The following is a 26,258-nucleotide window of genomic DNA, read 5'->3' as shown; positions in this document are numbered from 1 at the left end:
GGTGAAGCGTTCAGCTCGTCCTGGGCCACAGGTCCGCGTCGGGCGTGAACCGGACACGGAGCACGCCGTCGGTGAGCGAGGCGCCGGAGACGGTGCAGCGGCGCAGCGCGGACTCCAGGGGCACGATGCGGTGGAACGGGCCGACGGTGAGCAGGAGTTCGTTGCCGCGGCGGACCAGCTGGAGGTCCTTCTTGACCGCTCCGGGCAGCCGCAGGCACCAGATCAGTATCCCGTCCGGGCCATCGGCACGGTCGGGGCCGTCAGGCGTGCCGGACTCCTCGATCCACCAGGGGTTCTCGGCGCGGCCGGTCCCCCGGTCGTCCACGGCCAGCGCGGCGTCCCCGCCGGTCAGGGCGGCCAGGTCGGCGGGGTCCTGCGGGTCGCGGCCCAGGTGCGGCACCTCGACCGGCGGGGCCTCGGCGGCCCACTCCTCGCGCCAGTGGCCGAGGCACTTCTCCTGCTGTGCGGCGAGCGCCGCGAACCAGGGGTCCGGGGAGTGCCGGGGCAGCACCCGGTTGGCCACCAGGGCGTCGACGCGCGCTCCCTGGAGGGCGAGTCCGGTGCGGGCGGTGCGCAGTGCGTCCTCGGCGGCCGGGCCGGGCTCCGCGACCAGCCGGAGCGTAGTGGCGCGGTCCTCGATGAGGGCCTGGACGGCGGCCAGTTCGGCTTCGCGCCGGGCGGCGGCCTCGTACAGCCAGTGTGCGGGCATGGGCACGCCGGCCAGCTGGGCGAGCATCGGGCGCAAGGCGCGGGCGGCCTGGCGCTCCTGGGGCACCAGCCGGCGCAGATAGCGGCGCAGCTGTTCGGGCAGGGCCAGCAGGGCGAGGGCTTCGCGCAGCGGCGGCAGGTCGACGACGAGGAGGTCGTAGCCGTCGCGGGACCAGTCGCCCTCCGCGGCGCGGTGGAGGCTGTGGAGCAGGGCGAGCTGGTCGCTGCCGGGGAGTTCGGTGAGCTCCTCGCCGTCCAGCCGGTTGCCGCCGAGCATGCCGAGCACACCGGACAACTGGTCCTGGAGGGACAGGAGTTCGCTGCGGAAGTGCTCCGCGGAGTCGGTCCGGACGGACCACAGGGTGTCGGTGACCCGTGCGGGCCCGGTGGCGGAGGGGAAGCCGGGTATGGCGTCCGCCGAGATCAGCAGGGTGCGGGCGCCGCGCCGGGAGCCGGCCAGCGCGGTCGCCGCCGCGACGGTGGTACGGCCTGCGCCGCCGGGGCCGGTGACCAGGACCGTACGCACCGGGTCAGGCCTTCGGGACGGACTCGACGCGCTTCTTCAGGCCGGCCAGGGCGCGGTCGATGATGACCTTCTCCGCCTTGCGCTTGATCATGCCGAGCATCGGGATCTTGACGTCGACGGTCAGCCGGTAGGTGACCTCGGTGCGGTCGCCGTCGCCGAGCGGTGCCAGTGCGTAGGAGCCGTCGATGGCGCGCAGCATCTGGGACTTGACCAGGGTCCAGCTGACCTCGTAGTCGCCGATCCAGGTGTACGCGAGGGTGTGGTCGTCCTTGATCGCTCCGGCGTCGAGGACCAGACGGACCTTCTCTGCGCGGCCTCGGTCGTCGGTGGCGAGCACCTCGGCCTCCTTGACCTCGCCGGTCCATTCCGGATAGCGGTCGAAGTCGGCGATCACGCCCATGACGTCGGCCGGTGCCGCCTCGATGGTGATGCTCGAGCTGGTGTGTTCAGCCATCGCTGTGGCCCTCCAGTGCGGTGTACCGGTCGATCGGCAGAGACCTGCCGCCAGAAGGCTATCGCGTGTGCGCCGCGCCTCGGCCCGGGGCCTGCCGGGATGCCGGTGCGGCCGGGCCCGGTCACCACTCCAGCGCCCACGGCCTCCCGGTCGAGGCGAAGTGGCCGACGTTCACGCACTCGGTGGTGCCGATCCGCATCCGGCGGACCAGCGGCTGGTGGACATGGCCGAACACGGAGTACCGGGGGCGGGTACGGCGGATGGCGTCGAGCAGGGCCCGGCTGCCGCGTTCGAAACGGCGCGCCACGGTGTCGTACGTCAGCTCCGGGACGTCGGGCGGAATGTGGGTACAGAGGACGTCGACCTCACCGACCGCCTCGATCTTGGCGGCGTACTCCTCGTCGCTGATCTCGTACGGGGTGCGCATCGGGCTCTGGAGTCCACCGCCGACGAACCCGAAGACGCGGCCGCCGATCTCGGCGCGTTCGCCGTCCAGGACGGTGGTTCCGGGGCGGGCGTACTCGGGCCACAGGCCGGGGATGTCGACGTTGCCGTAGGTGGCGTACGTCGGGGTGGGCAGCGCGGCGAACATCTCGGCGTACTGCTTGCGCACGGCCGTGACGATCGCGGTGTCGCGGTCCACACCCGCCCAAAGGCCCCGGCCGAAGTCCCTGGCCTCCTCGAAACGGCGCTCGGTGCGCAGGGCGACGATCCGGTCGGCGTTCTCCACGCCGAAGAGTTCCGGGAAGATGCCGCGCGAGTGATCCGCGTAGTCAAGGAAGAGCACCAGGTCGCCCAGGCAGACGAGGGCGTCGGCGCCGTCCCCCGCGCGGGCCAGCGCCTCGGTGTTCCCGTGCACGTCACTGACCACGTGGATTCGGGTGCGCCGCTCCGCGGCGGCCTCCCGGCTGTTCGGTCCGGCTCGCATGACGATCACCCTAGAACCCCTGCGTCCGCCTGGGTAGAGGCCACCGGACCTGCGGTTACTTCCAGGGCCCGGCCGGGGTGCACTACTGTGCGCGAAAGGCCAGCCGATATGTGTGACGCGTAAGACATCTGACCGGAACCCCCTATCCGGAACCGAGTACTCGTGGGTAACGTCCGGGCAGTCCAGTCGTGCTCACCCCACTGAGCACCCGCCACCTTGGACCGCAGCCGGTGCGTCACACAGAGCCGTGGCACCGGAGCCCGATGAGGAGCAGCAGTCTTGCGCGAGTTCAGCCTTCCGGCCCTGTACGAGGTCCCCTCGGACGGCAACCTGACGGATCTCATCCGCCGCAATGCCGCTCAGCATCCCGATGTCGCGGTGATGAGCCGCAAAGTGGCGGGCGCCTGGACCGACGTCACCGCCACGCAGTTCCTGACCGAGGTCAGAGCCGCGGCCAAGGGGCTGATCGCCGCCGGTGTCGAACCCGGCGACCGGGTCGCCCTGATGTCGCGCACCCGCTACGAGTGGGTGCAGCTGGACTTCGCGATCTGGAGCGCGGGCGCCGTCACCGTACCGGTGTACGAGACCAGCTCGGCCGAGCAGGTCCAGTGGATCCTCGGGGACTCGGGCGCCGTCGCGGTCCTGGTGGAGAGCGATGCCCACGCCGACGCCGTGGCCTCCGTGCGCGACCGGCTGCCGGAGCTGCGCCAGGTGTGGCAGATCGACAAGGACGCGATCGGCGCGCTCACCGCCTCGGGCGCGGAGGTCTCCGAGGAGACCGTGGACCTGCGCAGCAGAAGCGCCAAGGCCGACGACCCGGCCACCATCGTCTACACCTCGGGCACCACCGGACGCCCCAAGGGCTGTGTGCTCACGCACCGCAGCTTCTTCGCGGAGTGCGGCAACGTGGTGGAGCGGCTCAAGCCTCTCTTCCGTACCGGCGAGTGCTCCGTCCTGCTCTTCCTGCCGGCCGCGCACGTCTTCGGACGGCTGGTCGAGGTCGCCTGTGTGATGGCCCCGATCAAGCTCGGCTGCGTACCGGACATCAAGCACCTCACCGATGAACTGGCCGCGTTCCGGCCGACCCTGATCCTCGGGGTGCCCCGGGTCTTCGAGAAGGTCTACAACTCGGCGCGGGCCAAGGCCCAGGCCGACGGCAAGGGCAAGATCTTCGACCGGGCCGCGAACACCGCGATCGCCTACAGCCGCGCGCTGGGCACGCCGCAGGGTCCGTCCGTGGGCCTGAGGTTCAGGCACAAGGTGTTCGACCGGCTCGTCTACAGCAAGCTGCGGGCCGTGCTCGGCGGACGCGGCGAGCACGCGATCTCCGGCGGTGCGCCGCTCGGTGAGCGGCTCGGGCACTTCTACCGCGGGATCGGCTTCACCGTGCTGGAGGGCTACGGCCTGACCGAGTCGTGCGCGGCGACCGCCTTCAACCCGTGGGACCGCCAGAAGATCGGCACGGTCGGCCAGCCGCTGCCCGGCTCGGTCGTGCGGATCGCGGACGACGGCGAGGTGCTGCTCCACGGCGAGCACCTGTTCTCCGGGTACTGGAACAACGAGACGGCGACGGCCGAGGCGCTGGCCGACGGCTGGTTCCACACCGGCGACATCGGCACCCTCGACGAGGACGGCTACCTCGCGATCACCGGCCGCAAGAAGGAGATCATCGTCACGGCGGGCGGCAAGAACGTCGCTCCCGCCGTCATCGAGGACCGCGTCCGCGGGCACGCCCTGGTCGCGGAGTGCATGGTGGTCGGCGACGGACGCCCGTTCGTGGGCGCGCTGGTGACGCTGGACGAGGAGTTCCTGGGCCACTGGGCCGAAGAACACGGCAAGCCGGCCGGCTCCACCGCCCTGTCGCTGCGCGAGGACCCGGAGCTGCTCGCCGAGGTGCAGCGGGCGATCGACGACGGCAACGCCGCGGTGTCCAAGGCCGAGTCCGTACGCAAGTTCCGGATCCTGGCCGCCCAGTTCACCGAGGAGGCGGGCCACATCACGCCGTCGCTGAAGCTGAAGCGGAACGTGGTGGCGAAGGACTTCGCGGACGAGGTCGAGTCGATCTACCGCACCTGATCCGCGTGACGCGCACGGAGGTGTCCGCACCGCTTCCGGTGCGGACCCCTCCCGCGTTCAGAGCAGCGCCTTGAGCTTCTGCGCCAGCAGGTCCCAGCGCCACTTCTCCTCGACCCAGGCCCGGCCCCGCTCCCCCATGCGCCGGCGCAGCTCCGCGTCGCCGAGCAGCGTGACGATCCGCTCCGCCGACTCCTCGGCGCAGCCACCGCGCACCACCCAGCCGGTCTCGCCGTCGAGCACCGCGTCCGGGGCGCCGCCCGAGTCGCCCGCCACCACCGGCAGCCCGGTCGCGGACGCCTCCAGGTAGACGATGCCCAGGCCCTCCACGTCGAGGCCGCCGCGCCGGGTGCGGCACGGCATCGCGAAGACGTCACCGGCCCCGTAGTGCGCGGGCAGCTCCGCCCAGGGCACAGGGCCGGTGAACCGCACGGAGTCCAGCACCCCGGTCTCTGCGGCCAGCTTCCTCAGCTCACCGGCGTACGGTCCGCCGCCGACGATCAGCAGGACGGCGTCGGGCACCTCGGCCAGGATCGCGGGCATCGCGAGGATCAGGGTGTCCTGCCCCTTGCGGGGCACCAGCCGGGACACGCAGACGACGACCGGCCGGTCCGTGAGCCCGAGCCGGGCCCGGACCAGATCGCCGCCGGACTCCGGGTGGAAGGTCTTCTCGTCCACGCCGGGCGGCAGCTGGACCATGCGGTCCGCGGCCGCCGGGGTGAGCGCCGCGGCGATCCGGGACCGGGTGTACTCGCCGAGATAGGTGATCGTGTCCGTGCCCTCGCCGATCCGCCGCAGCAGCTGCCGGGAGGCGGGCAGCTGCGCCCAGCCGGCCTCGTGCCCGTGCGTGGTGGCGACCAGCCGGCGGGCACCGGCCCGGCGCAGCGCCGGTGCCATCAGCCCGAGCGGGGCGGCGGCGCCGAACCAGACGGACGAACAGCCGTGGGTGCGCAGCAGCTGGACGGCGCGCCGGGTCATCCTCGGGGTCGGCAGCAGCATCGTCGTACGGTCGCGGACCACGGTGAAGGGCTGCTCGGCGTCGAACGCGGCGGTGGCCGCGGCGCCCTCGGGGCCGCGCTTCCAGGTGGAGGCGTAGACGACGATCCGGTCCGGATCCAGCCGGAGCGCCATGTTGTGCAGGAACGCCTGGATTCCACCGGGGCGGGGCGGGAAGTCGTTGGTCACGATCAGGGTCTTGTCCATCGCCGCCGACAGTACCGGGCGGCCCCGCCTCGTCGCTCTCCGGCGGACGGGCCGGGCATCATGTCCTGTCGTACCACCGACGGAACGGACGAGGACGGGACATGACGGGTTCGAGCAGCGCACAACCGGCCTTCGTGGTGTGGGCCCTCACCAGGGCCCTGTTGCTGCTCTGTGTCATCAAGGTGATCACACTGCCGGGTCCCGACGTGACGAACGACGTGTCGGTGATCTACCACGGCTGGTACGACGTGCTGCGCTCGGGGAGTTATCCGCGGTCCGACGTCACGTGGCAGTACCCGCCGGTCGCGGCGCTCGCGATCCTCTCCCCCGCCCTGCTGCCGTTCCTGGACTACGCCTCGGCCTTCTTCGTCCTGGCGTTCCTCTGCGACGCGCTGGTGCTGGGCCTGCTGCTGTACGCCGGCCGGGGCGCCGGCCGGCGCATGGCCGGGGCGTGGGTGTGGGTGGCGGGGGTGCCGCTGCTCGGTGCGACCGCGTACGCCCGGTACGACGTGATGGTGACGGCCGTCGCGGTGGCGGCGCTGCTGGCCGGTGTCCGGCATCCGCGGGTGATGGGGGCGCTGGCGGCGGTCGGGGCGACGCTGAAGGTGTGGCCGGTGCTGCTGCTCGCCGGTACGGCGCGCGGGCGCAGGACACGCCTGGCGTGGGCGACCGCGGCGGGGGTGGCGCTCGGGCTGCTGGGGCTGTGCGCGCTGGCGGCGCCCGGCGCGCTGGCCTTCCTCGGTTTCCAGCGCGACCGGGGCACCGAGGTCGAGTCACTGGGGGCGCTGGTCTTCCATGTGGCGCGGCAGTTCGGCTGGCAGGGCCGGGTGGAGCTGCATTACGGCTCGCTGGAGTTCCTGGGCCCGCACGTGCCGCTGGTGAGCACGCTCGCGCTGGGGCTGAGCGTGGTGGCGTTCGGCTGGCTGGTGGTGTGGCGGCTGAAGGCGCGCACGTTCGGTGTGAGCACGCCGGCGGACGCGGCGTTCACCGCGGTGCTGCTGTTCACCACCACGAGCCGGGTGATCAGCCCCCAGTACATGCTGTGGCTGGTCGGCATGGCCGCGGTGTGCCTGGTCTTCCGGGAGAGCCGGATGACGCTGCCGGCCTGTCTGGTGCTGGTGGCGACGGGGGTCACCCAGCTGGAGTTCCCGCTCGGGTTCATCCATGTGGTGACGAGCGACGCGACGGGCGTGACGCTGATGTTCCTGCGCAACGGGCTGCTGGTCGCCGCGACGCTGATCGCGGGCGGGCGGCTGTGGCGGGACACGGTGACGCCGCCGGCCCCCGAGGTCAGCCGAGCCGGTCCCGCACGTGCTCCCGCCAGCGCGCCGTGAAGTCCTCCGGAGTCGTGCCGAGCACCTCGTGCAGGGCCTGCTCCACCGCTCCGTCCCGCCCTGAGTGGGCCCCGACGGCCCGGTAGAAGGCGAACAGCTTCTCCTCGCCCCAGCGGTCGGCGACGAGCTCGCAGGCCAGCCAGCCGCCCTCGTACGCCCTCGCCAGCCGGTCCGGGTCCTCGGTGAAGCCGAAGTCCTCGTCGGTGGGCAGGGCGGCGGGCAGCTCACCGCGCCGGACGGCGTCCGCCAGCTCGGGCGCGACCTCGGCGGCGGTGCGGTCCCCCTCCCGGTAGGCCGCCCAGTCGGCGAAGCCCTCGGAGAGCCAGGTCGGGGTGGCGGCGGAGGTGCGGGTACGGGTGGCGACATGGGTGGTCTCGTGGGTGAGGACGACGCGCTGCCCGAAGGAGCCGAGCATCGCGTACGCCTTCGGGTTCACGATCACCCGGTCCGCGGGCGCCGTGCCGGAGCCGCCGGTCTCGCCGGTGGTGACGGCCGCTATGCCCCGGTAGTTCGCGGCGGGCGACCCGAGCAGCTCCGCCATGTCCTGCACGGTGTCCGGGACCAGCACCACCACCCGCGTCGCCCAGCGCTCCGGCCAGGCGTCGGAGACGGCGGGTACCGCCCGGTCCGCGGTGGCCGCGATCCGGGTCAGCTCGTCGCGGGAGCGGCCGACGCCCAGCACCAGGCTGTGCGTGCCGCGCACCACCTCGACGTCGCCCTGCTGCCAGAGCTGCCGGCCACCGCCCTCTGCCGGGCGGTCGGCGGTGAGGTACCAGCGGCCGTCCGCCGGGTCCCGTTCGAGGTCGAGGACCCGGTCCACGGAGACCGGCGCGCTGTCGTAGCCCTTGATCCGGTAGCCGAGCCGGACGTCGGCGGTGGCCCGGTCCGCGCCGTGCGTGGAGACATCGGTCAGCCGGTACGTCCAGGAGCCGATCGGCAGGTCCGCGAGATGGCCGATCTCCTTGCGCTGCGCGGCCCGCAGGTCGGGGGCGTCCTGGGCGACGACCGCGGCGTAGGCGTCCGGGTCGTGGTGCAGCACCGCGGCGGCCCGGCGGTCCAGGGCGGCGCGGATATCGGCGGCGGCGGTGTCCGGGGCGTCGCCGGCCGGGGCCGAACAGGCGCTGGCGCACAGCAGCGCGGCGAGCACGGCACCGGCCGCGCGCCGTCGTCCGCCGCGCGCCCGCTCCGCGGTACGCCCCTGATCAGCCACAGGAACGAGAGTAACGACCTCACCCGCGACACCGCTGCCCGTCGGGGGCGGGGCCCGGGGAGTCAGACCCGGGTGACCGAGGAGACGGGCATCATGCCGACGGGGTCGTAGCGGACCGGGGCGCCGGGGTACGGGGCATGGATGACCTGGCCGTTCCCCACGTACATCCCGATATGGCTGGCGTCCGCGCGATAGGCGACCAGGTCACCGGGCCGGGCCTCGGAGAGCGGCACCATGCGGCCGGCGTACCGCTGGGCCTGCGAGGTGCGGGGCAGGCTGACCCCGGCCTGGGCGTACGCCCACTGCATCAGCCCGGAGCAGTCGAATCCGGCGGGCCCGCTGGCGCCCCAGACGTACGGGCGGCCCAGCGCCCGCCGGACGGCCATGACGGCGGCCGCCGCCCGCGCCGAGCCGGCCGGAAGTCCGGCCATCGTCCCCGTCGCGGTGTCCCGGCCGTCGCGCGAGGCCCTCTCGATGGCCGCCCGGTCGGTGCCGGGCAGTGATCGGAGCAGCCGCCTGGCCTCGGTGAGCTTGCGTACGACGGTGCGCTTGTGACGGCTGACGGCGGCGCGGCCGCGCTCCAGGCCCGCGAGCGAGCCGGCCGCCTCCGCCCGGATCTGGGCCAGTGCCCGCTGGGCCCGGCGGAGTTCGGACAGGGCGCCCGCCCTGCTGTCGTTCACCCGGCCCAGCACGGCGGCCCGGTCGAGGTAGTTGTCCGGGTCGGAGGAGAGCAGCAGGGCGAGCGAGGGGTCGATGCCGCCGGACCGGTACTGCGCGCGGGCCGCGGAACCGAGCTCCTCGCGCATCCCGTTGACGCGCTCCTGGCCCCGGGCCGCCCGGTCCTGCGCCCGGCTCACCTCACCGCGCAGCCGCCCGACGTCCTCACCGGCCTTGTTGTACTGCTCGGTGGCGTGCTCGGCCTCGGCGTAGAGGCGGTCCACCCGGGCCCCGGCGGACCGCGCGGTGTCCTGCGGCTCGGCGTGCGCGGTGGCCGCGCCGAGCGTCGCGGCGGCGGACGCCGCCGCGGCCGACAGGACAGTGGCCCGGACGCCCCGGCTCACGCCGGGCTGTGTGGAACGGCGATGGGACACCACAGGACGCCGCACTCCCTTCCGCTGTACGCAGATGTGCGCAGCCCCTGCCGCCCGGGACGGGCGGACCGACACGTGGAGCTGCGCGGCAGCCAGACAGTAGTCGCGCGATCACGGAGCGGACAAAGGCCGCGCCGGGCGGACGGGGGTCACAAATGACGGCGCCCCGCCGGTGACCTGTGGTCTCCGGCGGGGCGGGCAGTCAGTGCGGGGCGCGGGAATTCGCCCGTTCGGGCGCGATCAGATGCGCACGGCGGTCTGGTAGGCGCCGACGGTGTTCATCGACTCGAAGCGGACCACGGCGCCCGGCTTCGGGGCGTGCAGCACGGTGTTGTTGCCCGCGTAGAGCGCCACGTGCGAGGTGTTGCTGAAGAAGACCAGGTCGCCCGGCTTCAGCTGGCTGCGCCCGATCTGGGTGCCCTGGTTGATCTGGGTGTACGTGGTGCGGGTGATCTGGGCACCGGCCTGGGCGTACGCCCACTGGGTCAGGCCCGAGCAGTCGAAGGAGCTGGGGCCCGTACCACCGGAGACGTACGGCTTGCCGACCTGCGTGGACGCGGCCTGGAGGGCGGCCCCGCCGAGGCCGGAGGCCGGGGCCTCGTTGCCGAGGTCCACGCGGTCACCCGCGTCGCGGCTGGCGCGCACGTCGTCCTGGCGCATCTTCTCGCGCTCGGCGGCGGTCAGGGTGTTGAGCACCTTCTGCGCCTCGGCGAGCTTGCCCTGCTGCTTCTTCTTCTTCTCGCCGAGCGTCTTGCGGACGTCCGCGAGGTCGCCCAGCTTGTCCTGGGCCTCCTTGCGCTCCTGCGCGAGGGACCGCTGCTTCTCCTGGATCTTCTGCATCGCCTCGGCCTGCTTGGCCGTCAGCTGGTCCAGGGCGGAGGCCTGGTCGAGGAAGCTGTCCGGGTCGGAGGCGAGGAAGAGCTGCACGGAGGGGTCGATGCCTCCGGAGCGGTACTGCGCGGCGGCGAGCGAACCGAGGCCGGAGCGGAGCGTGTTGAGCTCCTCCTGGCCGCGGGCCACCTTGTCCTGCAGCGCGCCGACCTGCTTCTCGAGCTTCTCCTGCTTCTCCTTGGCCCCGCTGTACTGCTCGGTGGCCGTCTCCGCCTCGTGGTAGAGCTTGTCGACCTCCGCCTTGACCTCGCTCTTGGTCGGCTTGGGATCGGCGTGAGCGGCCTGAGAGGTCAGGGCCACGGCTGCGGCGGCGGTCGCGGTGAGCACGGTCACACGGGCGCGGCTCGGATTCTTGGGACGACGGTGGGACGCCACGAAGGCGAGCTCCTTCTTCCTCGAGCCGCCTACCGGGCTGTGGGGGACATGAATCCCCGGCTCCGTGGGGATCACGGACTCGGCGGTTCCTTCACTGCCACCCCGGGTGGGTGATCAACCGTGCGAAGGTTCGAGGCCCGACCATAGTGACCATCCCGTGATCAGTTCAAATCCTGGCGGGCAAAATCTCGTCACAGCCGGTACTTCTTTACCCACACCACACTGCGTGTAGCGGTGAACTGACGACCTGTTCCGTAATTTCCGGCAAGTCGCAACAAGTCCCGCTAAACGCGCGAAAGCCGCTTCAGGAGCAAGAGAGACGCAACGGGCCTGGCCCCCGCCTTCGCCACTCCGTCGGCCACCTCGCGGTCGGTGGAGACCACCACGACGGGCCGGCCGGACGGTTCGGCGCGCGCGAGCTGCCGGATGAGCTCGTCCGCGGTGACCCCCGCCTTGCTGAACAGCACCCGCACCCCACGAGGCGGCGCCAGCAGCACCGGAGCGGCCAGCTCGGCCCCGTCGAAGACGCAGGTCATCTCGGCGCCCGTCTGGGCGGCGAGCACCGACAGACCGCCCAGCAGCCGCAGTCGCTGCTTCTCCAGCGGCATCTGCGGATAGCCGGTCTTGGTGACGTTGTAGCCGTCCACGATCAGATGTGCCTGCGGCAGCGCGAGCAGTTGGTCCAGCAGCGCCGGATCGGTGTCGGAAAGGGCTCTGGCGGCAACGTCCTTGGGCGACATCCGGCCCGGCTCGACGGCGTCGACGGTGTCCGCGGGACGCATCGAGGAGGGCGGCAGCGCCAGTTCGCGCCGCAGTCCGCCCGCCGCTTCGAGCACCGTGTCGAGCAGCAGCCGCAGCCGCATGTCCTCGACCGAGCGCCCCTCACGCGCGGCCCTGCGCCCCGCCTCGACGGACGCCTCCGCCTCGCTGAGCCGCGCCCGCAGCCTCCGGGTCTCGCTCTCCGCCGCGGACACCTGGACGGCCGCCTCGGCCCGTACGGCGTCGCTCTCGGCCCTGCCCCGGCGCAGCGCTGCCTCGCCGCGCTTCACCTCGCTGGCCGCGCTGCGCAGTTTGCGCTGGAGCGACTCGGCCTCCTTGCGGGCCGCGTCGAGGTCGGCGCGGAGCCGTTCGGTCTCGCTCCTCGTCTGGGCGCGGGCCTGGACGAGCTCCTCGCGCAGCCGTTCCAGTTCGCGCCGGGTTTCCTCGTCCGCCCGCTCGGCGCCGGCCCGCTCGGCCTCCTCACCGGCGGCGGCCACAAGCTTCACCCAGCCGGCCGGACGCAGCACATAGGCCGCGGCGGCCACATCGACGGGGTCGGCGGCGGCGGGCGGCGAGCCCGCCTCCAGGGCGGCACTCAGCTCCGGCTGGGTCTCCCTCAGCCGTTCACCGATGCGCCGGCGGAACGACGCGTCGCCCTCCAGGGCGGCCGCCATCGCGTTCCCGGCGAACTTCGCACGCCGGGTCGGCGTGAAACGGGCGTACTGTCTGAGCTGAGCCGGGAGTTCGGTGACCGTGAGGCCGCCGAACGCGTCCGAGACCAGCGCGACGACCCGACGCCGCACGCCTTCGGGCAGCGGACGGTCGAGCACCTCCACGGCATCGTCGGCCGCATCGGCCGACGCGGCGCCGCCAGCGGGCTGCTCCACCATCCGTCACCTCAAACTCTATGTCCGCACGGCCCCGTCAGGAGTCGGCACCCGGCCTGTCCACCAGCTCGATCTGATCCACCGCGTTGCACCAACGACAGCGCACCGACTCGATGGTCTCACTGACCACCTCGCGTTCTTCGACGCTCGATTCCCCGGCCAGGTCGAGATGGACGTATTCGACGACCTTGGAGGAGCGCGTCACGTCGAATCGCGTGAGGTTTCCGCAGAGCGTGCAGCGCCAGCGGGTCGCCTCGGTCGGCTGGGGAACCGTCGTCATCGTTGCGTCCTCTTTCGTCGGGCCTCGTGCTGCCACATAAGGATCTTCGCGGTGCGCCGTCGAACTGCGGATGTCCTGCCGTAACCCTACGGCCTCGCCGCATACCACCGGCACGGCGAGGCGCTCTGTCCGGTTCCCTCCGCTTGAGTCATGCTCTGTTCATGATCGATCGGCGGGCTGCGGCCGGCAGACTCCTGCGGGCGGCCACCTCGGGCGGACCGCCGGTGACCTACGCCCTCATCGCCCTGTGCTGCGCGGTCTTCGCGATCAGCCCGCTCTCCGGACTCACCCCGGTGTACGGCAGCGCGGACGCCCTGCTGTCCGCCCAGGCCGGGTACTTCGAGCGCTGGGGCGTGATCCCGAGCGAACTGTGGGACGGCTCCGCACACGCCCTGCTCACCCCGCTGACCGCGCTCTTCGTACACGGCAGCTGGCTGCATCTGCTCGGCAACATACTGTTCCTGTACGTGTTCGGAGCGATGGCCGAGGAGCGCATGGGCCACACCGAGTTCGCGTTCTTCTACCTCGGCTGCGGCTACCTCGCCCTGCTCGCCTACGCGGCCGCGCACGCCACGTCCGACCAGACGCTCGTCGGCGCGTCGGGGGCGATCTCGGCGGTGCTGGGCGCCTTCCTCTACCTCTTCCCCCGGGCCCGGGTCACCAGCGTGTTCCCGTTCCTGCTCTTCCTGCCGCTGCGCTTCCCCGCCTGGATCGTGCTGATCTTCTGGTTCGTACTGCAGTGGCTGGCCGCCGAGGGCGCGGGCAGCGGCCCCGGCGTGGCCTACCTCGCGCATGTCGTCGGCTTCGCCATCGGCTTCCTCTACGCCTGGGGGCGCTATCGGCGTGGGGCCAGGACACGAGGCCCTAGAGTGAGATCTCCAGCCACGGCCACCGAGGGAGAAAGCCAGCCGTGATCACCGCGATCGTGCTCATCAAAACCAGCGTGGACCGGATCCCCGAGATCGCCGAGGCCGTCGCGGCGCTGGACAGCGTCAGCGAGGTCTTCTCGGTCACCGGTACGTACGACCTGATCGCCATGGTCCGGGTGGCCAAGCACGACGATCTGGCCGACGTCATCCCCGGCCGGATCAGCAAGATCCCCGGCGTCGAGGGGACCGACACCCACGTGGCGTTCCGTACGTACTCGCAGCACGACCTGGAGGCGGCCTTCGCCATCGGCCTGGACGCATAGGTACATGCGTTCGGCCGGGTACGGACAGCTGTCCGTACCCGGCCGAACGTGTTTCACGCCCCTCAGACCTGGGCGGTACCCCGGTCCGGGACGCAACGGCCGTCCTCGGTGCGGTACTTCCACTGGGCGCCCTCGCTCACCAGCTCCTTGACCGCCCGCACGAAGCGCTCGATGTGCTCGTCCGGCGTACCGGCACCGAAGCTGACCCGGATCGCGTTGAGCGACCTCTCGCCCGGCTCGGCCTCCGGCGCACCGCACTCACCGACGTCCTGCGGGTCGCTGCCGAGCAGGGTGCGCACCAGCGGGTGGGCACAGAACAGTCCGTCGCGCACCCCGATGCCGTACTCGGCGGAGAGCGCCGCGGCGAAGTGCGAGCTGTTCCAGCCCTCCACCACGAAGGAGATGACGCCGACCCGCGGGGCGTCGTCACCGAACAGCGAGAGCACCTTGACCTCGGGGACCTCGGCGAGGCCGGCGCGGACCATGGTGACGAGCTGCTGCTCCCGGGCGACCAGGCCGTCGAATCCGGCCTCGGTGAGCGCCTTGCAGGCGGAGGCGATGGAGTAGACGCCGATAACGTTGGGGGAACCGGCCTCGTGGCGTGCGGCGGTGGTGTGCCACTCGACGTCCACCCCGCCGTCGGTGCGCCGGGCGACCTTGCGGGAGGCGCCGCCGCCGGCCAGGTAGGGCTCGGCGTCGCGCAGCCAGTCGGAGCGGCCGGCCAGGACGCCGGAGCCGAACGGCGCGTACAGCTTGTGTCCGGAGAAGGCGACCCAGTCCACGTCCAGCTCGGCGATGTCGACGGGGTGGTGCGGGGCCAGCTGCGCGGCGTCCAGCACGATCCGCGCGCCGTGGGCGTGCGCGGCGGCGGCGAGCTCCTTGACCGGCCACAGCTCACCGGTGACGTTGGAGGCGCCGGTGACGCAGACCAGCGCGGGGCCGTAGGGGTCACGGTCGGCGAGGGCCCGCTCCAGCGTGGCGACGGCCTGGGCGGGGGTGCGCGGGGCGTTCAGGTAGGTCACCCGGGCGTCGCGCCAGGGCAGCAGGGACGCGTGGTGCTCGGTCTCGAAGACGAAGACCTGGCAGTCGGCGGGGACCGCGGCGGCCAGCAGGTTGAGCGAGTCAGTGGTCGACCGGGTGAAGATCACCTGGTCGTCGGCGCGGCAGCCGAGGAACTCCGCGACGGTGACGCGGCTGGACTCGAAGAGGTCCGTGGAGAGCTGCGAGAGGTAGCCGGCGCCGCGGTGGACGCTGCCGTAGTACGGCGCGTACGCGGCGACGTCGTCCCACACCCGCTGCAGGGCCGGGGCGCTGGCGGCGTAGTCGAGCGCGGCGTAGGTGACCTCACCGCCGGTCACCAGCGGAACCCTCACATCCTTGCCCAGAACCGGCAGAGGGGCACAAATGGACTGGTCGGCGGCAGCGGTGAAGACAGACATGGCGGACTCCCGTAACAGGCAGGCGAATTCCGCGTGCCTGCGGGTACGCGGCAGCACGGAGGGAAGAAAAGAGGGTGTGCGGAGGAGGGCCGAAAAGCCCTATCGCATTCGCTTGCTCACAGAGGCTCCCTGAGGACCAGGACCCCACGGGTGGACGTCTAGGACGTCGAGGGGTCCGCGCTTGCCGCAGACCTCGCTGCCTACGGCCTGGTCTTCACCCGGGGCACCCCGCCACGGACGGAGGGTTGCCGGACAGCGGGCCGGGGCCGTAGTCGCTGTCACTCATGACCTGCCCAGCATCTTGCCATACGTACCGGAACGCGCAAGGCGCAGTCCATGATCTGGACTGCGCCCCGCCTCGCGTTCCGTACGGTCAGGCGTTGCTCGCCCTGACCCATCTCTCCAGCACCCGGCCGGCGGACCCGGAGTCGATGGACTCGGCTGCCTTCGCGATACCGGCGGCGAGCTGCTCGGTGAGCGTGCCCTCCCCCTGGTCCAGCGCGACCAGGGCCGCCGCCGAGTTGAGCAGGACGGCGTCCCGTACCGGGCCCCTCTCGCCGGCCAGCAGGCGGCGGGCCACATCGGCGTTGTACGAGGCGTCGGCGCCGCGCAGCGCTTCCACCGGCACCAGTTCCAGGCCGACGTCGCGCGGGTCGAAGGCCTGCTCGCGCACGACGCCGTCCCGGGCCACCCAGACCCGGGAGGTCGCGGTGGTGGTCAGCTCGTCCAGGCCGTCGTCGCCGCGGAAGACCAGCGCGGAGTTGCCGCGTTCCGCGAGCACGCCCGCGACGATGGGCGCCATCCGCAGGTCGGCGACGCCGATGGCCTGGGAACGGACCTGGGCCGGATTGGTGAGCGGGCCGAGGATGTTGAAGGTGGTCGGGGCACCGAGCTCCGACCGCGCCTTCGCCGCGTACCGCAGGGCGGGGTGGAACTTCACCGCGAAACAGAAGGTGATGCCCGCTTCCTCGGCCACCTCGACCACGCGCTGCGGCGGCAGGTCCAGGTTGACGCCGAGCTTGCCCAGGACGTCGGAGGAGCCGCTCGCGGAGGAGGAGGCGCGGTTGCCGTGCTTGACGACCTTGGCCCCGGCCCCCGCCACCACGATCGCGGACATGGTGGAGATGTTGACCGTCTTGGCCATGTCGCCGCCGGTGCCGACGATGTCGACCGTACGGCCGGGTACGTGGATGGTGGTGGCGTGCTCGTACATCGCACGGACCAGACCGGTGACCTCCGTGACGGTCTCGCCCTTGGCGCGCAGGGCGACCGCGAAGCCGGCGATCTGCACGTCGGTCGCCTCACCGCTCATGATGCGGTCCATCGCCCACGCGGTGTCGTCGGCGCTCAGGTCCTCGCCGCGCAGCAGCGGGGTCAGCACGCCGGGCCAGGAACGAGCCGCCACGCTGTCGCCGCCGACCGGGGTCACAACGTTCATGGTCCGCTCCTGGGGTCCACAGCCGATAAGGGGATGTGACCACCCTATCGAGCGCCGGGGACAGCGAAGAGCCCCGTCCATCGTATGGATGGGCGGGGCTCCTGCTGTGGCGATCAGTTCAGGTGATCAGTGGTGGCCGTGGCCGTCGGTGATCTCCTTGTACTCCTCGGCGGAAGGCTTGACGATCTGGTTGTTCTCGCCGTAGTAGCCCTTGCTGAGCTTGGCCCGCAGCTTCTCCACCGGCGACACCTTGCGCTTGACGCCGTTCTCGTCGACCAGCGGGCCGATTTCGACCGGCGCGTACTGCTCGTGCGCGGTGAGGGTGTGCAGCTGACCCTGCGACAGCGGCTCGTGGACCTCGACGAACTCACCGTGCGGCAGGCGCTTGATGAGCCCGGACTCGCGCCCGTGCAGCACCTTCTCCTTGTCCCGGCGCTGAAGGCCGAGGCAGATCCGCTTGGTGGCGATGAACGCGAGGACGGGAGCGACGAAGAAGGCGATCCGCACGAACCAGGTGATCGAGTTGATCGACAGATGGAAGTGCGTGGCCCAGAGGTCGTTGCCACCACCGACCAGCAGTACGAAGTACCACGTGATCCACGCGACGCCGAAGGCGGTGCGCGTCGGCGCGTTGCGCGGGCGGTCCAGGATGTGGTGCTCGCGCTTGTCCCCGGTGACCCAGGACTCGACGAACGGGTACACGGCGATCGCGACCAGCACGAGCGGGAAGACCATGAGCGGCACGAGCACACCCAGGACCAGCGTGTGGCCCCAGAGGTTGATCTCCCAGCCTGGCATCACACGGATCAGGCCCTCGGAGAACCCCATGTACCAGTCGGGCTGCGCGCCGGTGGACACCTGGTCCGGGCGGTAGGGCCCGATGGCCCAGATCGGGTTGATCGAGGCGATGCCCGAGATGGCGGCGATGACGCCGAAGACCAGGAAGAAGAACCCTCCGGCCTTCGCCATGTACACCGGCAGCAGCGGCATGCCGACCACGTTCTTGTTGGTCCGGCCGGGACCCGCGAACTGCGTGTGCTTGTGGTAGAAGACCAGGATGAGGTGCGCCACCAGCAGCCCCATCATGATGCCGGGCAGCAGCAGGATGTGGACCGAGTAGAACCGGGCGATGACATCGCCGCCCGGGAACTCCCCGCCGAACAGGAACATCGACAGGTACGTGCCGACGATCGGCATGGACAGGATCGCGCCCTGCATGAACCGGACACCCGTACCCGAGAGCAGGTCGTCAGGGAGCGAGTAGCCGGTGAAGCCGGTGAACATACCGAGCACGAACAGCAGGAAGCCGAACAGCCAGTTGATCTCACGCGGCTTGCGGAACGCGCCCGTGAAGAAGACACGCATCATGTGCACGAACATGCCGGCCAGGAAGATCAGCGCGGCCCAGTGGTGGATCTGCCGGACCAGCAGACCACCGCGGACGTCGAAGCTGATGTTCAGCGTCGAGGCGTAGGCCTCGGACATCCGGATGCCCTGCATGGGCTCGTACGGGCCGTGGTACACGACCTCGTTCATGCTCGGGTGGAAGAACAGCGTCAGGTACACACCCGTGAGGATGATGATGATGAAGCTGTAGAGGCAGATCTCACCGAGCATGAAGGACCAGTGGTCCGGGAAGATCTTGCGCATGTTGGCCTTGGCCAGGGAGTAGATCCCCAGCCGGCCGTCCGCCCAGTCGGCCATCTTCTCACCGGCGGGCGCCTTGCGCTTCGTATCGGTCGCAGTACTCATCCGCGCTCCCAGAATGCAGGACCGACGGGCTCTTCGAAGTCACCGAGCGCCTCGAGGTTGCCCTCGCTGTTCACGCCGATCCGCAGCTGCGGAAGGGCGTGACCGGCCGGACCGAAGATGACGCGGGCGCCGTCGGAGAGGTCGAAGGTTGACTGGTGGCACGGGCAGAGCACGTGGTGCGTCTGCTGCTCGTACAGGCTGATCGGGCAGCCGACGTGGGTGCAGATCTTCGAGAAGGCCACGATGCCCTCGTGGGCCCACTCCCGCTCGCGCTTGTCCTTGATGTTGGACGGCTCGATGCGGATGATCATCAGCGCGGCCTTGGCGATCTGCTTCTGGAAGTCCTCCGCGTGCTCCTCCAGGCCCTCGGGCATGGCGAAGGTCAGCGAACCGACGGCCACGTCCTCGGGACGGAGGGGCTGCATGGTGTTCATGTTGACGAGCTGCTTGCCCTTGGCCCACAGGGTGGAGCGGAGCTTCTTCTCCGGCAGCGGACCGAGGTCGCGCAGCAGCACCACACCGGCGAGCGGCACCAGGGCCAGCGCGCCGAACATGGTGTTGCGGATCAGCTTGCGCCGGCCGAACGCGGACTCCTCGGCACCGGCCGCGAAGTCGGCGAGAACCTTCGCCTTGACCTCGGGCTCGGCCGAGATCGCGTGCCGCTCGTCGGCGACCTCCACGTCGGACATCAGGGTGCGCGCCCAGTGGACGGCTCCCGCGCCGATCGCGAAGAGCGCCACGCCCAGGGTCAGCCCCAGGGAGAAGTTGAGCGCGCTCACATGACCGAACGGGAAGATGTAGACGATCTTGTCGACCGGGAAGATGACGTAGGAGGCGATGAAGCCGACCGTCGCCAGCATGGACAGCGTGAACATGAACGCGACCGCGCGCTCGGACCGGTCCGCGGCCCGTTCGTCGATGTCCTGGACGCGCGGCTGGTGAGCCGGGAGTCCCGGGTCGGCGAACGGATCGTCCGCGCCCTCTACCGCGCCGTGCGCGGGGGCCTGCTCTGCGGGCAGGTTCTCTTCTGGAATCTCTTGGCTACTCATGACTTCTTGGCCTTAGCGGTGTGGGCCGCGACCCAGACGGCAACTGCGATCAGTGCGCCGAGCCCGAAGATCCAGCCGAACAGACCCTCGCTGACCGGACCGAGACCGCCGAGCTTGAGGCCACCGGGGCTCTCGGACTCAGCGCTGTTCACGGTCTGGATGTACGCGATGATGTCCTTCTTCTGCTGATTGGGCATCGTCGTGTCGGGGAAGGACGGCATGCTCTGAGGACCGGTCTGCATGGCCTCGTACATGTGCTTCGGGTCCACGCCCTCAAGGCTGGGAGCGTACTTGCCCTTGGTCAGGGCACCGCCCTGACCCGTGAAGTTGTGGCACTGGGCGCAGTTGGTACGGAACAGGTCGCCGCCCTTGGCCACGTCCGCGCCCTCAGGGCTGACCTGGCTCTTGGTGGGGACGATCGGGCCGGCGCCGAGCGACGCGACGTACGCCGCGAGCTGGTCGATCTCGGCCTGGTTGTAGATGACCTTCTTCTTCGGTACCTGGGCACCCGGCTGCTGCGCCGGCATGCGGCCCGTACCGACCTGGAAGTCCACGGCGGCGGAACCCACGCCGACAAGCTGGGGCCCGTCGGTGGTTCCCTCACCGCCGGTTCCGTGGCAGCTGGCGCAACCGACGGAGTACAGCTTCTTGCCCTCGTCGATGGCGAGGGACTGGGCGGTGTCGTCGGCCTGCGCCTTACTCACGGGCGCAAACGCGGCGTACAGCCCCCCAGTAGCCGCCAGCGCGAGGAGTAGTACGACGACCGCCGCCAACGGATGGCGTCGTCGTGCGGAGAGCTTTTTCACGGATTACCCCGGTGTCAGGATCTTCTGCGTCGATGGTCGATGCTGGATGTGGTTCGGGCTCGGGCCCGGTTACTTGATCAAGTAGATCGTGGCAAAAAGGCCGATCCACACAACATCGACGAAGTGCCAGTAATAGGACACGACGATGGCAGCGGTCGCCTGTTCATGGGTGAACCTCTTGGCCGCGTACGTCCTGCCCAGAACGAACAGGAAGGCGATGAGACCGCCTGTCACATGCAGACCGTGGAAGCCAGTGGTCAGGTAGAACACCGAGCCGTACGGATCGGAGGAGAGCGAGAGGCCGTCCTCCTTCACCAGCTCGGTGTACTCGAAGATCTGGCCTCCGATGAAGATCGCACCCATCACGAAAGTGATCACGAACCAGGCGCGGAGCTTCTTCACATCGCCCCGCTCGGCGGCGAAGACGCCGAGCTGGCAAGTGAGTGAGGAGAGCACCAGGATGGTCGTGTTCGTCGCCGAGAACGGAACGTTCAGGGACGACGCCATTTCCTTCCAGTGATCTGGTCCGGTCACCGATCGCAGGGTGAAGTACATCGCGAAGAGGGCCGCGAAGAACATCAGCTCGGAACTCAACCAGATGATGGTTCCGACGCTGGTGAGGTTCGGCCGATTGACCGACGGGTGCGCGTGCCCGGTTTCTACTGTCGTTGCTGTCGCCACGACCGACATTATGTCGGTCGCTTATCCCGCCCTCACTCCGGGGGGTGCCGTTCGGTGTGTCAGAGGCGTGTGTCCTCCCCGAACGGCCCATGAATCCGCTGTCCCGAGCGGTGCTGACAGGCTGTCGGGCGGAGTACGATCCGCGCATCGGTCCCCCATGCCCCGAAGACACAGATGTCACGGAGGAACAATGCAGCCGACCGCCACGGTCCTGGTCTACAGCGACAACGCACACACCCGTGAGCAGGTGAGGCTGGCAGCAGGGCGCAGGCCCGCGGCGGACGTGCCGCCGGTGGAGTTCCTGGAGTGCGCCACCCTGCCCGCCGTCCTGGACGCACTCGACCACGGAGGCGTGGACGTCTGCGTGTTGGACGGTGAGACCGCCCCCGCCGGCGGCATGGGCGTCTGCCGCCAGATCAAGGATGAGATCTTCCGCTGCCCACCCGTGCTGCTGCTGATCGGGCGCCCGCAGGACGCCTGGCTTGCCACCTGGAGCCGCGCGGACGCCGCGGTGACCCTTCCGGTCGAGCCGGTCGGGTTCGCGGACGCCTTGGCCGCCCTGCTGCGCACCAGGCTCTCCGTGGGGGCCTGAGGGGCCGCCGGAGCCTCCTCCTGGCGCCGCTCCCTCCGAGGAGCGGCGCACTCCCCGGTCAGACCTCGGGGCGCAGTCGGGCCGTCTGAACCGTGTCCACCCGGTCGGGCGTGTCGTTCTTGAGCGCGCTGCCCTTCAACCACTTGGCCCAGGACAGGTTCCAGTCGCCGTAGCCGTTGTCGAACGGCGTCATGGTCTCGCCCTCGCTGCCGACGACGCTGACGATGTCGCCCTCGCGCACGGTGTCGTAGAACCACTCCGCCTCGCTGGTGCTCATGCCGGTGCAGCCGTGGCTGACGTTCGCGATGCCCTGCGACCCGGTGGACCAGGGGGCCGCGTGGACGTACTCGCCGCTCCAGGTGACCCGGGTCGCGTAGTAGACCGGCAGGTCGTACGAGTCGGACGAGCCCTCGGAGATGCCGATGGTCTCCCCGCGCATACGTACGTAGTACTCCTTGCCCAGCACGACCTTGACGCCGTTGCGGGTGGAGAAGCCGGGCTTGCCCGTGGTCACCGGAATGGTGTTGATCACTTCTCCGTTGCGCTTGACCGTCATGGAGTGCTCGGAGGCGTCGGTGACGGCCTCGATCCGGTCGCCGGTAGTGATCTTCAACGCTTTCGCGGGGGCCCCGTACAGCGCGCTGGTCACCTTGATGCCGGCCAGATTGCTGCTGACCTCGATGGTGGCCTTCGCCGGCCAGTACTCCCGCGGCCGGTAGTGCAGCGTCTTGTCGTCGACCCAGTACCAGGAGCCGGTCACGGAGGGCGTGGAGCGCACCTTCAGCGCACGCTCGACGGTGGCGCGGGCCGCCTTGTCGGCGACCGGGGCGCTGAGTTCCGCCGTAACGGGCTGTCCGACGCCGTAGGTGCCCGCCTGAGGGCCGAAGGTGACCTTCAGGAACTTCTTGGCGGAGGCGGTCTCGAAGGAGAGCGTGCGGCCCCCTGGGGCGCCGTCGTGGCCCTCCATGCTGACCTTGACGGTGTACCGGGTGCCTGCGGCGAGCGGGGCGGTGGAGTGCCAGCGCTTTCCGTCGGCGTCGAGCTCGCCCGCCAGATGGCGTCCCGCGGTGTCCACGGCCGTCACATCGGTGATCCGGCCGTCGTCGCCGTCGACGCCGACTTCGAGGGGCTTGTCCGGGTCGACCTTCTCTCCGCCGTCGGGCGCGTTGGAGGAGATCTCGTCCACGGCGTCGTACGGCTTCGCCGAGAGCGGATGGCTGTCGGACTCCCCACAGGCGGTCATCCCTGCGAGCAGGGTCACGACCAGCAGAGTGCAGCTCACTACGGGACGGATGCGCGGCGTGTGGTTCATGAACCCACGCTAAGAAGATTCATTCGTTTCAGCGCGCGGGGTGACTGCAAACGGGGGGCTCGCACTTCTCGTGGAAGTGCGAGCCCCCCGTCAGGTGGAGCGGTGTCACGGGTGGAGCGGTGTCACTGGGTGCGGTTCTCACCGCGGTAGTACTCGAAGACCCAGCCGAACAGACCGATCAGGATGACCGGGAGCGAGAAGTAGAGCAGCCACCAGCCGAAGACGACTCCCATGAAGGCGAGTGCGCCGCCGAGCGCCAGCGAGAGCGGCTGCCAGCTGTGCGGGGAGAAGAACCCCACGTCGCCGGCCTCGTCCGCCACGTCGGCTTCCTTGTTGTCCTGCGCCAGAGCGTCGATCCGCCGGGCCGTGAAGGCCAGGTAGAAGCCGATCATGACGCTCAGGCCGAAGGCCAGGACGAGCGCGGTGGTACCGGCCGGCTCCTTGGACCACACGCCGTACGTGACGGCCATGGCGAGGATGAAGACCGAAAGCCAGAGGAACAGCTTGCCCTGAATCTTCACTTGCCCGCCTCCTTGCCGCCGGCGAGGGCCTTGTCACCCTCGGAGTGGTGCTCCAGCTGTTCGAGCGCCGTGATCTCCGGGTGGTGCAGGTCGAACGCCGGGGATTCGGAACGGATGCGCGGCAGCGTGATGAAGTTGTGCCGCGGCGGCGGGCAGGACGTCGCCCACTCCAGCGAACGGCCGTAACCCCACGGGTCGTCGACCTCGATCTTCTTGCCGTACTTGGCCGTCTTCCAGACGTTGTAGAAGAACGGCAGGATCGACAGGCCGAGCAGGAACGAGGAGATCGTCGAGACCGTGTTCAGCGCGGTGAAGCCGTCCGCCGCGAGGTAGTCCGCGTAACGACGCGGCATACCCTCCGCGCCCAGCCAGTGCTGCACCAGGAACGTGCCGTGGAAGCCCACGAACAGCGTCCAGAAGGTGATCTTGCCGAGCCGCTCGTCCAGCATCTTGCCGGTGAACTTCGGCCACCAGAAGTGGAAACCGGAGAACATCGCGAAGACCACGGTGCCGAAGACCACGTAGTGGAAGTGCGCCACCACGAAGTACGAGTCCGAGACGTGGAAGTCCATCGGCGGCGACGCGAGGATGACGCCGGTCAGACCACCGAAGGCGAAGGTGATCAGGAAGCCGACGGCCCAGAGCATCGGTGTCTCGAAGGACAGCGAGCCCTTCCACATCGTGCCGATCCAGTTGAAGAACTTCACCCCCGTGGGTACGGCGATGAGGAACGTCATGAAGGAGAAGAACGGCAGCAGCACGCCGCCGGTGACGTACATGTGGTGCGCCCACACGGTCACGGACAGACCCGCGATGGCGATCGTCGCGCCGATCAGGCCGATGTATCCGAACATCGGCTTTCTGCTGAACACCGGGATCACTTCGGAGACGATCCCGAAGAAGGGCAAAGCGATGATGTACACCTCTGGATGGCCGAAGAACCAGAAGAGGTGTTGCCAGAGCAATGCGCCGCCGTTGGCCGCGTCGAATACATGCGCCCCGAATTTTCGGTCCGCCTCCAGCGCGAAGAGCGCCGCGGCGAGGACCGGGAAGGCCAGCAGGACCAGAACACCGGTCAGCAGGACGTTCCAGACGAAGATCGGCATGCGGAACATCGTCATGCCGGGTGCGCGCATGCAGATGATCGTGGTGATGAAGTTGACCGAACCGAGGATCGTGCCGAATCCGGAGAAGGCCAGACCCATGATCCACATATCGGCGCCGACGCCCGGCGAGCGGACCGCGTCCGAGAGCGGGGAGTAGGCGAACCAGCCGAAGTCCGCCGCACCCTGCGGGGTGAGGAAGCCGGCCACCGCGATGAGCGAACCGAAGAGGTACAGCCAGTACGCGAACATGTTCAGTCGCGGGAACGCCACGTCGGGCGCGCCGATCTGCAGCGGCATGATCCAGTTCGCGAACCCGGCGAACAGCGGCGTCGCGAACATCAGCAGCATGATCGTGCCGTGCATCGTGAACGCCTGGTTGAACTGCTCGTTCGACATGATCTGCGTGCCCGGACGGGCCAGCTCGGCGCGCATGAAGAGCGCGAGCAGACCGCCGATGCAGAAGAAGGCGAACGATGTGACCAGGTACATCGTGCCGATCGTCTTGTGGTCAGTGGTGGTCAACCACTTGATGACGACGTTTCCCGGCTGCTTGGGCCGGACCGGCAGCTCGTCCTCGTACGAGTCGTCTGCTGCCGCGGCACCCTGAGGTTCATTGAGGATGCTCACAGTTTGTTCGTCTCCGCATTCCTGGCCGGGTCAGTCTGCTCGATGCCGGCCGGCACGTAGCCCGTGTTGCCCTTCTTCGCCAGCTCCTTGAGGTGCGCCTGATAGCGCTCCGGGGAGACGACCTTGACGTTGAAGAGCATCCGGGAGTGGTCGACGCCACAGAGCTCGGCGCACTTGCCCATGAAGGTGCCCTCCTGGTTGGGAGTCACCTCGAAGGAGTTGGTGTGGCCCGGAATGACGTCCTGCTTCATGAGGAACGGCACCACCCAGAAGGAGTGGATGACGTCACGCGAAGTCAGGATGAAGCGGACCTTCTCACCCTTGGGCAGCCACAGGGTCGGACCCGGGTTGCCGGTCTGCGGGTTCCGGGTTCCCGGGACGCCGACGTCGTAGACGCCACCGGCATCCTTGGGGAAGTCCTTGCGGAACCGGTCCGGGATGGCGTCGAGTTCCTTGGGGATCTCGTTGCCCGTGGCGGTCGAGCCGTCCACGTTCTCGATGTAGTTGAAGCCCCAGCTCCACTGGTAGCCGACCACGTTGACCGTGTGGGCAGGCTTCGGGGAGAGCTCTAGAAGCTTCGATTCGTCGCGCGCGGTGAAGTAGAACAACACCGAGACGATGATCAGAGGGACCACGGTGTACAACGCCTCGATCGGCATGTTGTACCGGGTCTGCGGAGGAACCTCCACCTTGGTGCGGCTGCGCCGGTGGAAGATGACGCTCCACAGGATCAGGCCCCAGACCAGCACACCCGTGGCGAGCGCTGCCGCCCACGAGCCCTGCCAGAGGGAAAGGATCCGTGGGGCCTCTTCCGTTACCGGCGTAGGCATACCGAGGCGGGGGAAATCCTTGTATGTGCAACCGGTTGCGGTCGCCAGGATCAGGCCCGCAGTCAGCACCTGCGGCAGCTTCCGCCGCATCGGGCGCCGCGACGAGCGGTCGGAGCCGTTGGGACTCACGTAGCGCCTTCCCGAGAGTCTCGCCCGCACGGTCGGCGCGCCCGTCTCGTTTGTCGGTCGCCGCC

General features: G+C 69.9%; 24 protein-coding genes and 1 riboswitch. Of the genes, 5 read left to right on the top strand and 19 right to left on the bottom strand.

The genetic code is table 11. From position 1 onward, the window contains the following. Window positions 1-10: 10 nt before the first annotated feature. From ACIQM0_RS07445 to ACIQM0_RS07435, 3 genes are all read right to left on the bottom strand, one after another. Window positions 11-1,234 (bottom strand): ArsA family ATPase, encoded by a 1,224-nt coding sequence (locus ACIQM0_RS07445; protein ID WP_401284343.1) that lies wholly within the window; start codon window positions 1,232-1,234, stop codon window positions 11-13. Between the two features lie 4 nt (window positions 1,235-1,238). Then, entirely contained in the window at window positions 1,239-1,688 is a 450-nt protein-coding gene (locus ACIQM0_RS07440) for an SRPBCC family protein (protein ID WP_363021337.1), read from the bottom strand. Between the two features lie 121 nt (window positions 1,689-1,809). Further along, entirely contained in the window at window positions 1,810-2,616 is an 807-nt protein-coding gene (locus tag ACIQM0_RS07435; RefSeq protein ID WP_401284341.1) for a metallophosphoesterase, read from the bottom strand. Window positions 2,617-2,895: 279 nt separating this feature from the next. Between ACIQM0_RS07435 and ACIQM0_RS07430 the strand changes: the two genes are divergently transcribed. After that, a complete protein-coding gene (locus ACIQM0_RS07430) occupies window positions 2,896-4,692 on the top strand; it encodes an AMP-dependent synthetase/ligase (RefSeq protein WP_401284339.1) in 1,797 nt (598 codons plus the stop codon). 57 nt (window positions 4,693-4,749) lie between these two features. Here ACIQM0_RS07430 and ACIQM0_RS07425 read toward each other — a convergent pair whose 3' ends face one another. After that, window positions 4,750-5,892 (bottom strand): glycosyltransferase family 4 protein, encoded by a 1,143-nt coding sequence (locus ACIQM0_RS07425; protein WP_401284337.1) that lies wholly within the window; start codon window positions 5,890-5,892, stop codon window positions 4,750-4,752. Window positions 5,893-5,993: 101 nt separating this feature from the next. On the opposite strand from ACIQM0_RS07425, the gene ACIQM0_RS07420 reads away from it, so the two are divergent. Further along, window positions 5,994-7,226 (top strand): glycosyltransferase 87 family protein, encoded by a 1,233-nt coding sequence (locus tag ACIQM0_RS07420; RefSeq protein WP_401284336.1) that lies wholly within the window; start codon window positions 5,994-5,996, stop codon window positions 7,224-7,226. On the opposite strand, the gene ACIQM0_RS07415 is transcribed toward ACIQM0_RS07420, so the two are convergent. The 5 genes from ACIQM0_RS07415 to ACIQM0_RS07395 form a co-directional block, all read right to left on the bottom strand. After that, a complete protein-coding gene (locus ACIQM0_RS07415; protein WP_401284335.1) occupies window positions 7,183-8,436 on the bottom strand; it encodes a hypothetical protein in 1,254 nt (417 codons plus the stop codon). The two genes, ACIQM0_RS07420 and ACIQM0_RS07415, sit on opposite strands and share 44 nt — an antisense overlap. Before the next feature lie 62 nt (window positions 8,437-8,498). Then, window positions 8,499-9,530 carry an NlpC/P60 family protein gene (locus ACIQM0_RS07410; protein ID WP_401284333.1) on the bottom strand — a complete coding sequence of 344 codons (1,032 nt, stop codon included), beginning with the start codon at window positions 9,528-9,530 and terminating at the stop codon, window positions 8,499-8,501. Between the two features lie 237 nt (window positions 9,531-9,767). Continuing rightward, entirely contained in the window at window positions 9,768-10,793 is a 1,026-nt protein-coding gene (locus tag ACIQM0_RS07405; RefSeq protein ID WP_385037942.1) for an NlpC/P60 family protein, read from the bottom strand. 284 nt (window positions 10,794-11,077) lie between these two features. Continuing rightward, entirely contained in the window at window positions 11,078-12,439 is a 1,362-nt protein-coding gene (locus tag ACIQM0_RS07400; protein ID WP_401284331.1) for an NYN domain-containing protein, read from the bottom strand. A gap of 37 nt (window positions 12,440-12,476) precedes the next feature. Continuing rightward, complete coding sequence (locus tag ACIQM0_RS07395) at window positions 12,477-12,719, bottom strand: hypothetical protein (protein WP_024494175.1); 243 nt, start codon at window positions 12,717-12,719, stop codon at window positions 12,477-12,479. A 161-nt stretch (window positions 12,720-12,880) separates the two neighbouring features. Here ACIQM0_RS07395 and ACIQM0_RS07390 point away from each other — a divergent pair, with 161 nt between their 5' ends. After that, window positions 12,881-13,633, top strand: coding sequence for a rhomboid family intramembrane serine protease (locus ACIQM0_RS07390; RefSeq protein ID WP_401284329.1), 753 nt, complete (start codon window positions 12,881-12,883; stop codon window positions 13,631-13,633). Next, the gene (locus tag ACIQM0_RS07385) at window positions 13,630-13,911 is read left to right on the top strand and encodes an Lrp/AsnC family transcriptional regulator (RefSeq protein WP_123470113.1); all 282 of its coding nucleotides are present in this window, start codon (window positions 13,630-13,632) and stop codon (window positions 13,909-13,911) included. The genes ACIQM0_RS07390 and ACIQM0_RS07385 overlap by 4 nt, the downstream gene beginning before the upstream one ends. Window positions 13,912-13,973: 62 nt before the next feature. Here the strand turns inward: ACIQM0_RS07385 and ACIQM0_RS07380 are convergent, their stop codons facing one another. The 6 genes from ACIQM0_RS07380 to ACIQM0_RS07355 all read right to left on the bottom strand — a co-directional run bounded on the left by ACIQM0_RS07380 (window position 13,974) and on the right by ACIQM0_RS07355 (window position 21,085). Continuing rightward, complete coding sequence (locus ACIQM0_RS07380) at window positions 13,974-15,350, bottom strand: aminotransferase class V-fold PLP-dependent enzyme (protein ID WP_401284327.1); 1,377 nt, start codon at window positions 15,348-15,350, stop codon at window positions 13,974-13,976. A gap of 172 nt (window positions 15,351-15,522) precedes the next feature. Beyond that, window positions 15,523-15,640, bottom strand: a riboswitch (SAM riboswitch). An 83-nt stretch (window positions 15,641-15,723) separates the two neighbouring features. Further along, window positions 15,724-16,788 (bottom strand): anthranilate phosphoribosyltransferase, encoded by a 1,065-nt coding sequence (gene trpD, locus ACIQM0_RS07375; RefSeq protein WP_401284325.1) that lies wholly within the window; start codon window positions 16,786-16,788, stop codon window positions 15,724-15,726. A 126-nt stretch (window positions 16,789-16,914) separates the two neighbouring features. Next, window positions 16,915-18,540 (bottom strand): ubiquinol-cytochrome c reductase cytochrome b subunit, encoded by a 1,626-nt coding sequence (locus tag ACIQM0_RS07370; RefSeq protein WP_363021326.1) that lies wholly within the window; start codon window positions 18,538-18,540, stop codon window positions 16,915-16,917. Further along, window positions 18,537-19,589, bottom strand: coding sequence for a Rieske 2Fe-2S domain-containing protein (locus ACIQM0_RS07365; RefSeq protein WP_363021325.1), 1,053 nt, complete (start codon window positions 19,587-19,589; stop codon window positions 18,537-18,539). Before ACIQM0_RS07365 ends, ACIQM0_RS07370 begins: the two co-directional genes overlap by 4 nt. Further along, on the bottom strand, window positions 19,586-20,395 hold the full coding sequence (locus tag ACIQM0_RS07360; protein WP_401284323.1) for a c-type cytochrome: 810 nt from the start codon (window positions 20,393-20,395) through the stop codon (window positions 19,586-19,588). The genes ACIQM0_RS07365 and ACIQM0_RS07360 overlap by 4 nt, the downstream gene beginning before the upstream one ends. A gap of 69 nt (window positions 20,396-20,464) precedes the next feature. Then, a complete protein-coding gene (locus ACIQM0_RS07355; RefSeq protein WP_363021323.1) occupies window positions 20,465-21,085 on the bottom strand; it encodes a heme-copper oxidase subunit III in 621 nt (206 codons plus the stop codon). A 181-nt stretch (window positions 21,086-21,266) separates the two neighbouring features. Between ACIQM0_RS07355 and ACIQM0_RS07350 the strand changes: the two genes are divergently transcribed. Further along, entirely contained in the window at window positions 21,267-21,668 is a 402-nt protein-coding gene (locus ACIQM0_RS07350) for a hypothetical protein (RefSeq protein ID WP_363021322.1), read from the top strand. Between the two features lie 58 nt (window positions 21,669-21,726). On the opposite strand, the gene ACIQM0_RS07345 is transcribed toward ACIQM0_RS07350, so the two are convergent. From ACIQM0_RS07345 to coxB, 4 genes are all read right to left on the bottom strand, one after another. Next, window positions 21,727-22,980, bottom strand: a complete 1,254-nt coding sequence (locus ACIQM0_RS07345) for an Ig-like domain-containing protein (protein WP_401284320.1) — start codon at window positions 22,978-22,980, stop codon at window positions 21,727-21,729. A gap of 122 nt (window positions 22,981-23,102) precedes the next feature. Next, entirely contained in the window at window positions 23,103-23,501 is a 399-nt protein-coding gene (locus ACIQM0_RS07340; RefSeq protein ID WP_363021320.1) for a cytochrome c oxidase subunit 4, read from the bottom strand. After that, window positions 23,498-25,234 (bottom strand): cytochrome c oxidase subunit I, encoded by a 1,737-nt coding sequence (gene ctaD / locus ACIQM0_RS07335; protein ID WP_385027879.1) that lies wholly within the window; start codon window positions 25,232-25,234, stop codon window positions 23,498-23,500. The genes ACIQM0_RS07340 and ctaD overlap by 4 nt, the downstream gene beginning before the upstream one ends. After that, window positions 25,231-26,193 (bottom strand): cytochrome c oxidase subunit II, encoded by a 963-nt coding sequence (gene coxB / locus ACIQM0_RS07330; protein WP_401284317.1) that lies wholly within the window; start codon window positions 26,191-26,193, stop codon window positions 25,231-25,233. The genes ctaD and coxB overlap by 4 nt, the downstream gene beginning before the upstream one ends. Between the last annotated feature and the right edge of the window lie 65 nt (window positions 26,194-26,258).

The organism is Streptomyces sp. NPDC091387, assembly GCF_044756945.1.
GTDB lineage: Bacteria > Actinomycetota > Actinomycetes > Streptomycetales > Streptomycetaceae > Streptomyces.
The sequence above is the reverse complement of the archived record's forward strand: the minus strand, read 5'-3'. Positions and strand labels throughout refer to the sequence as shown.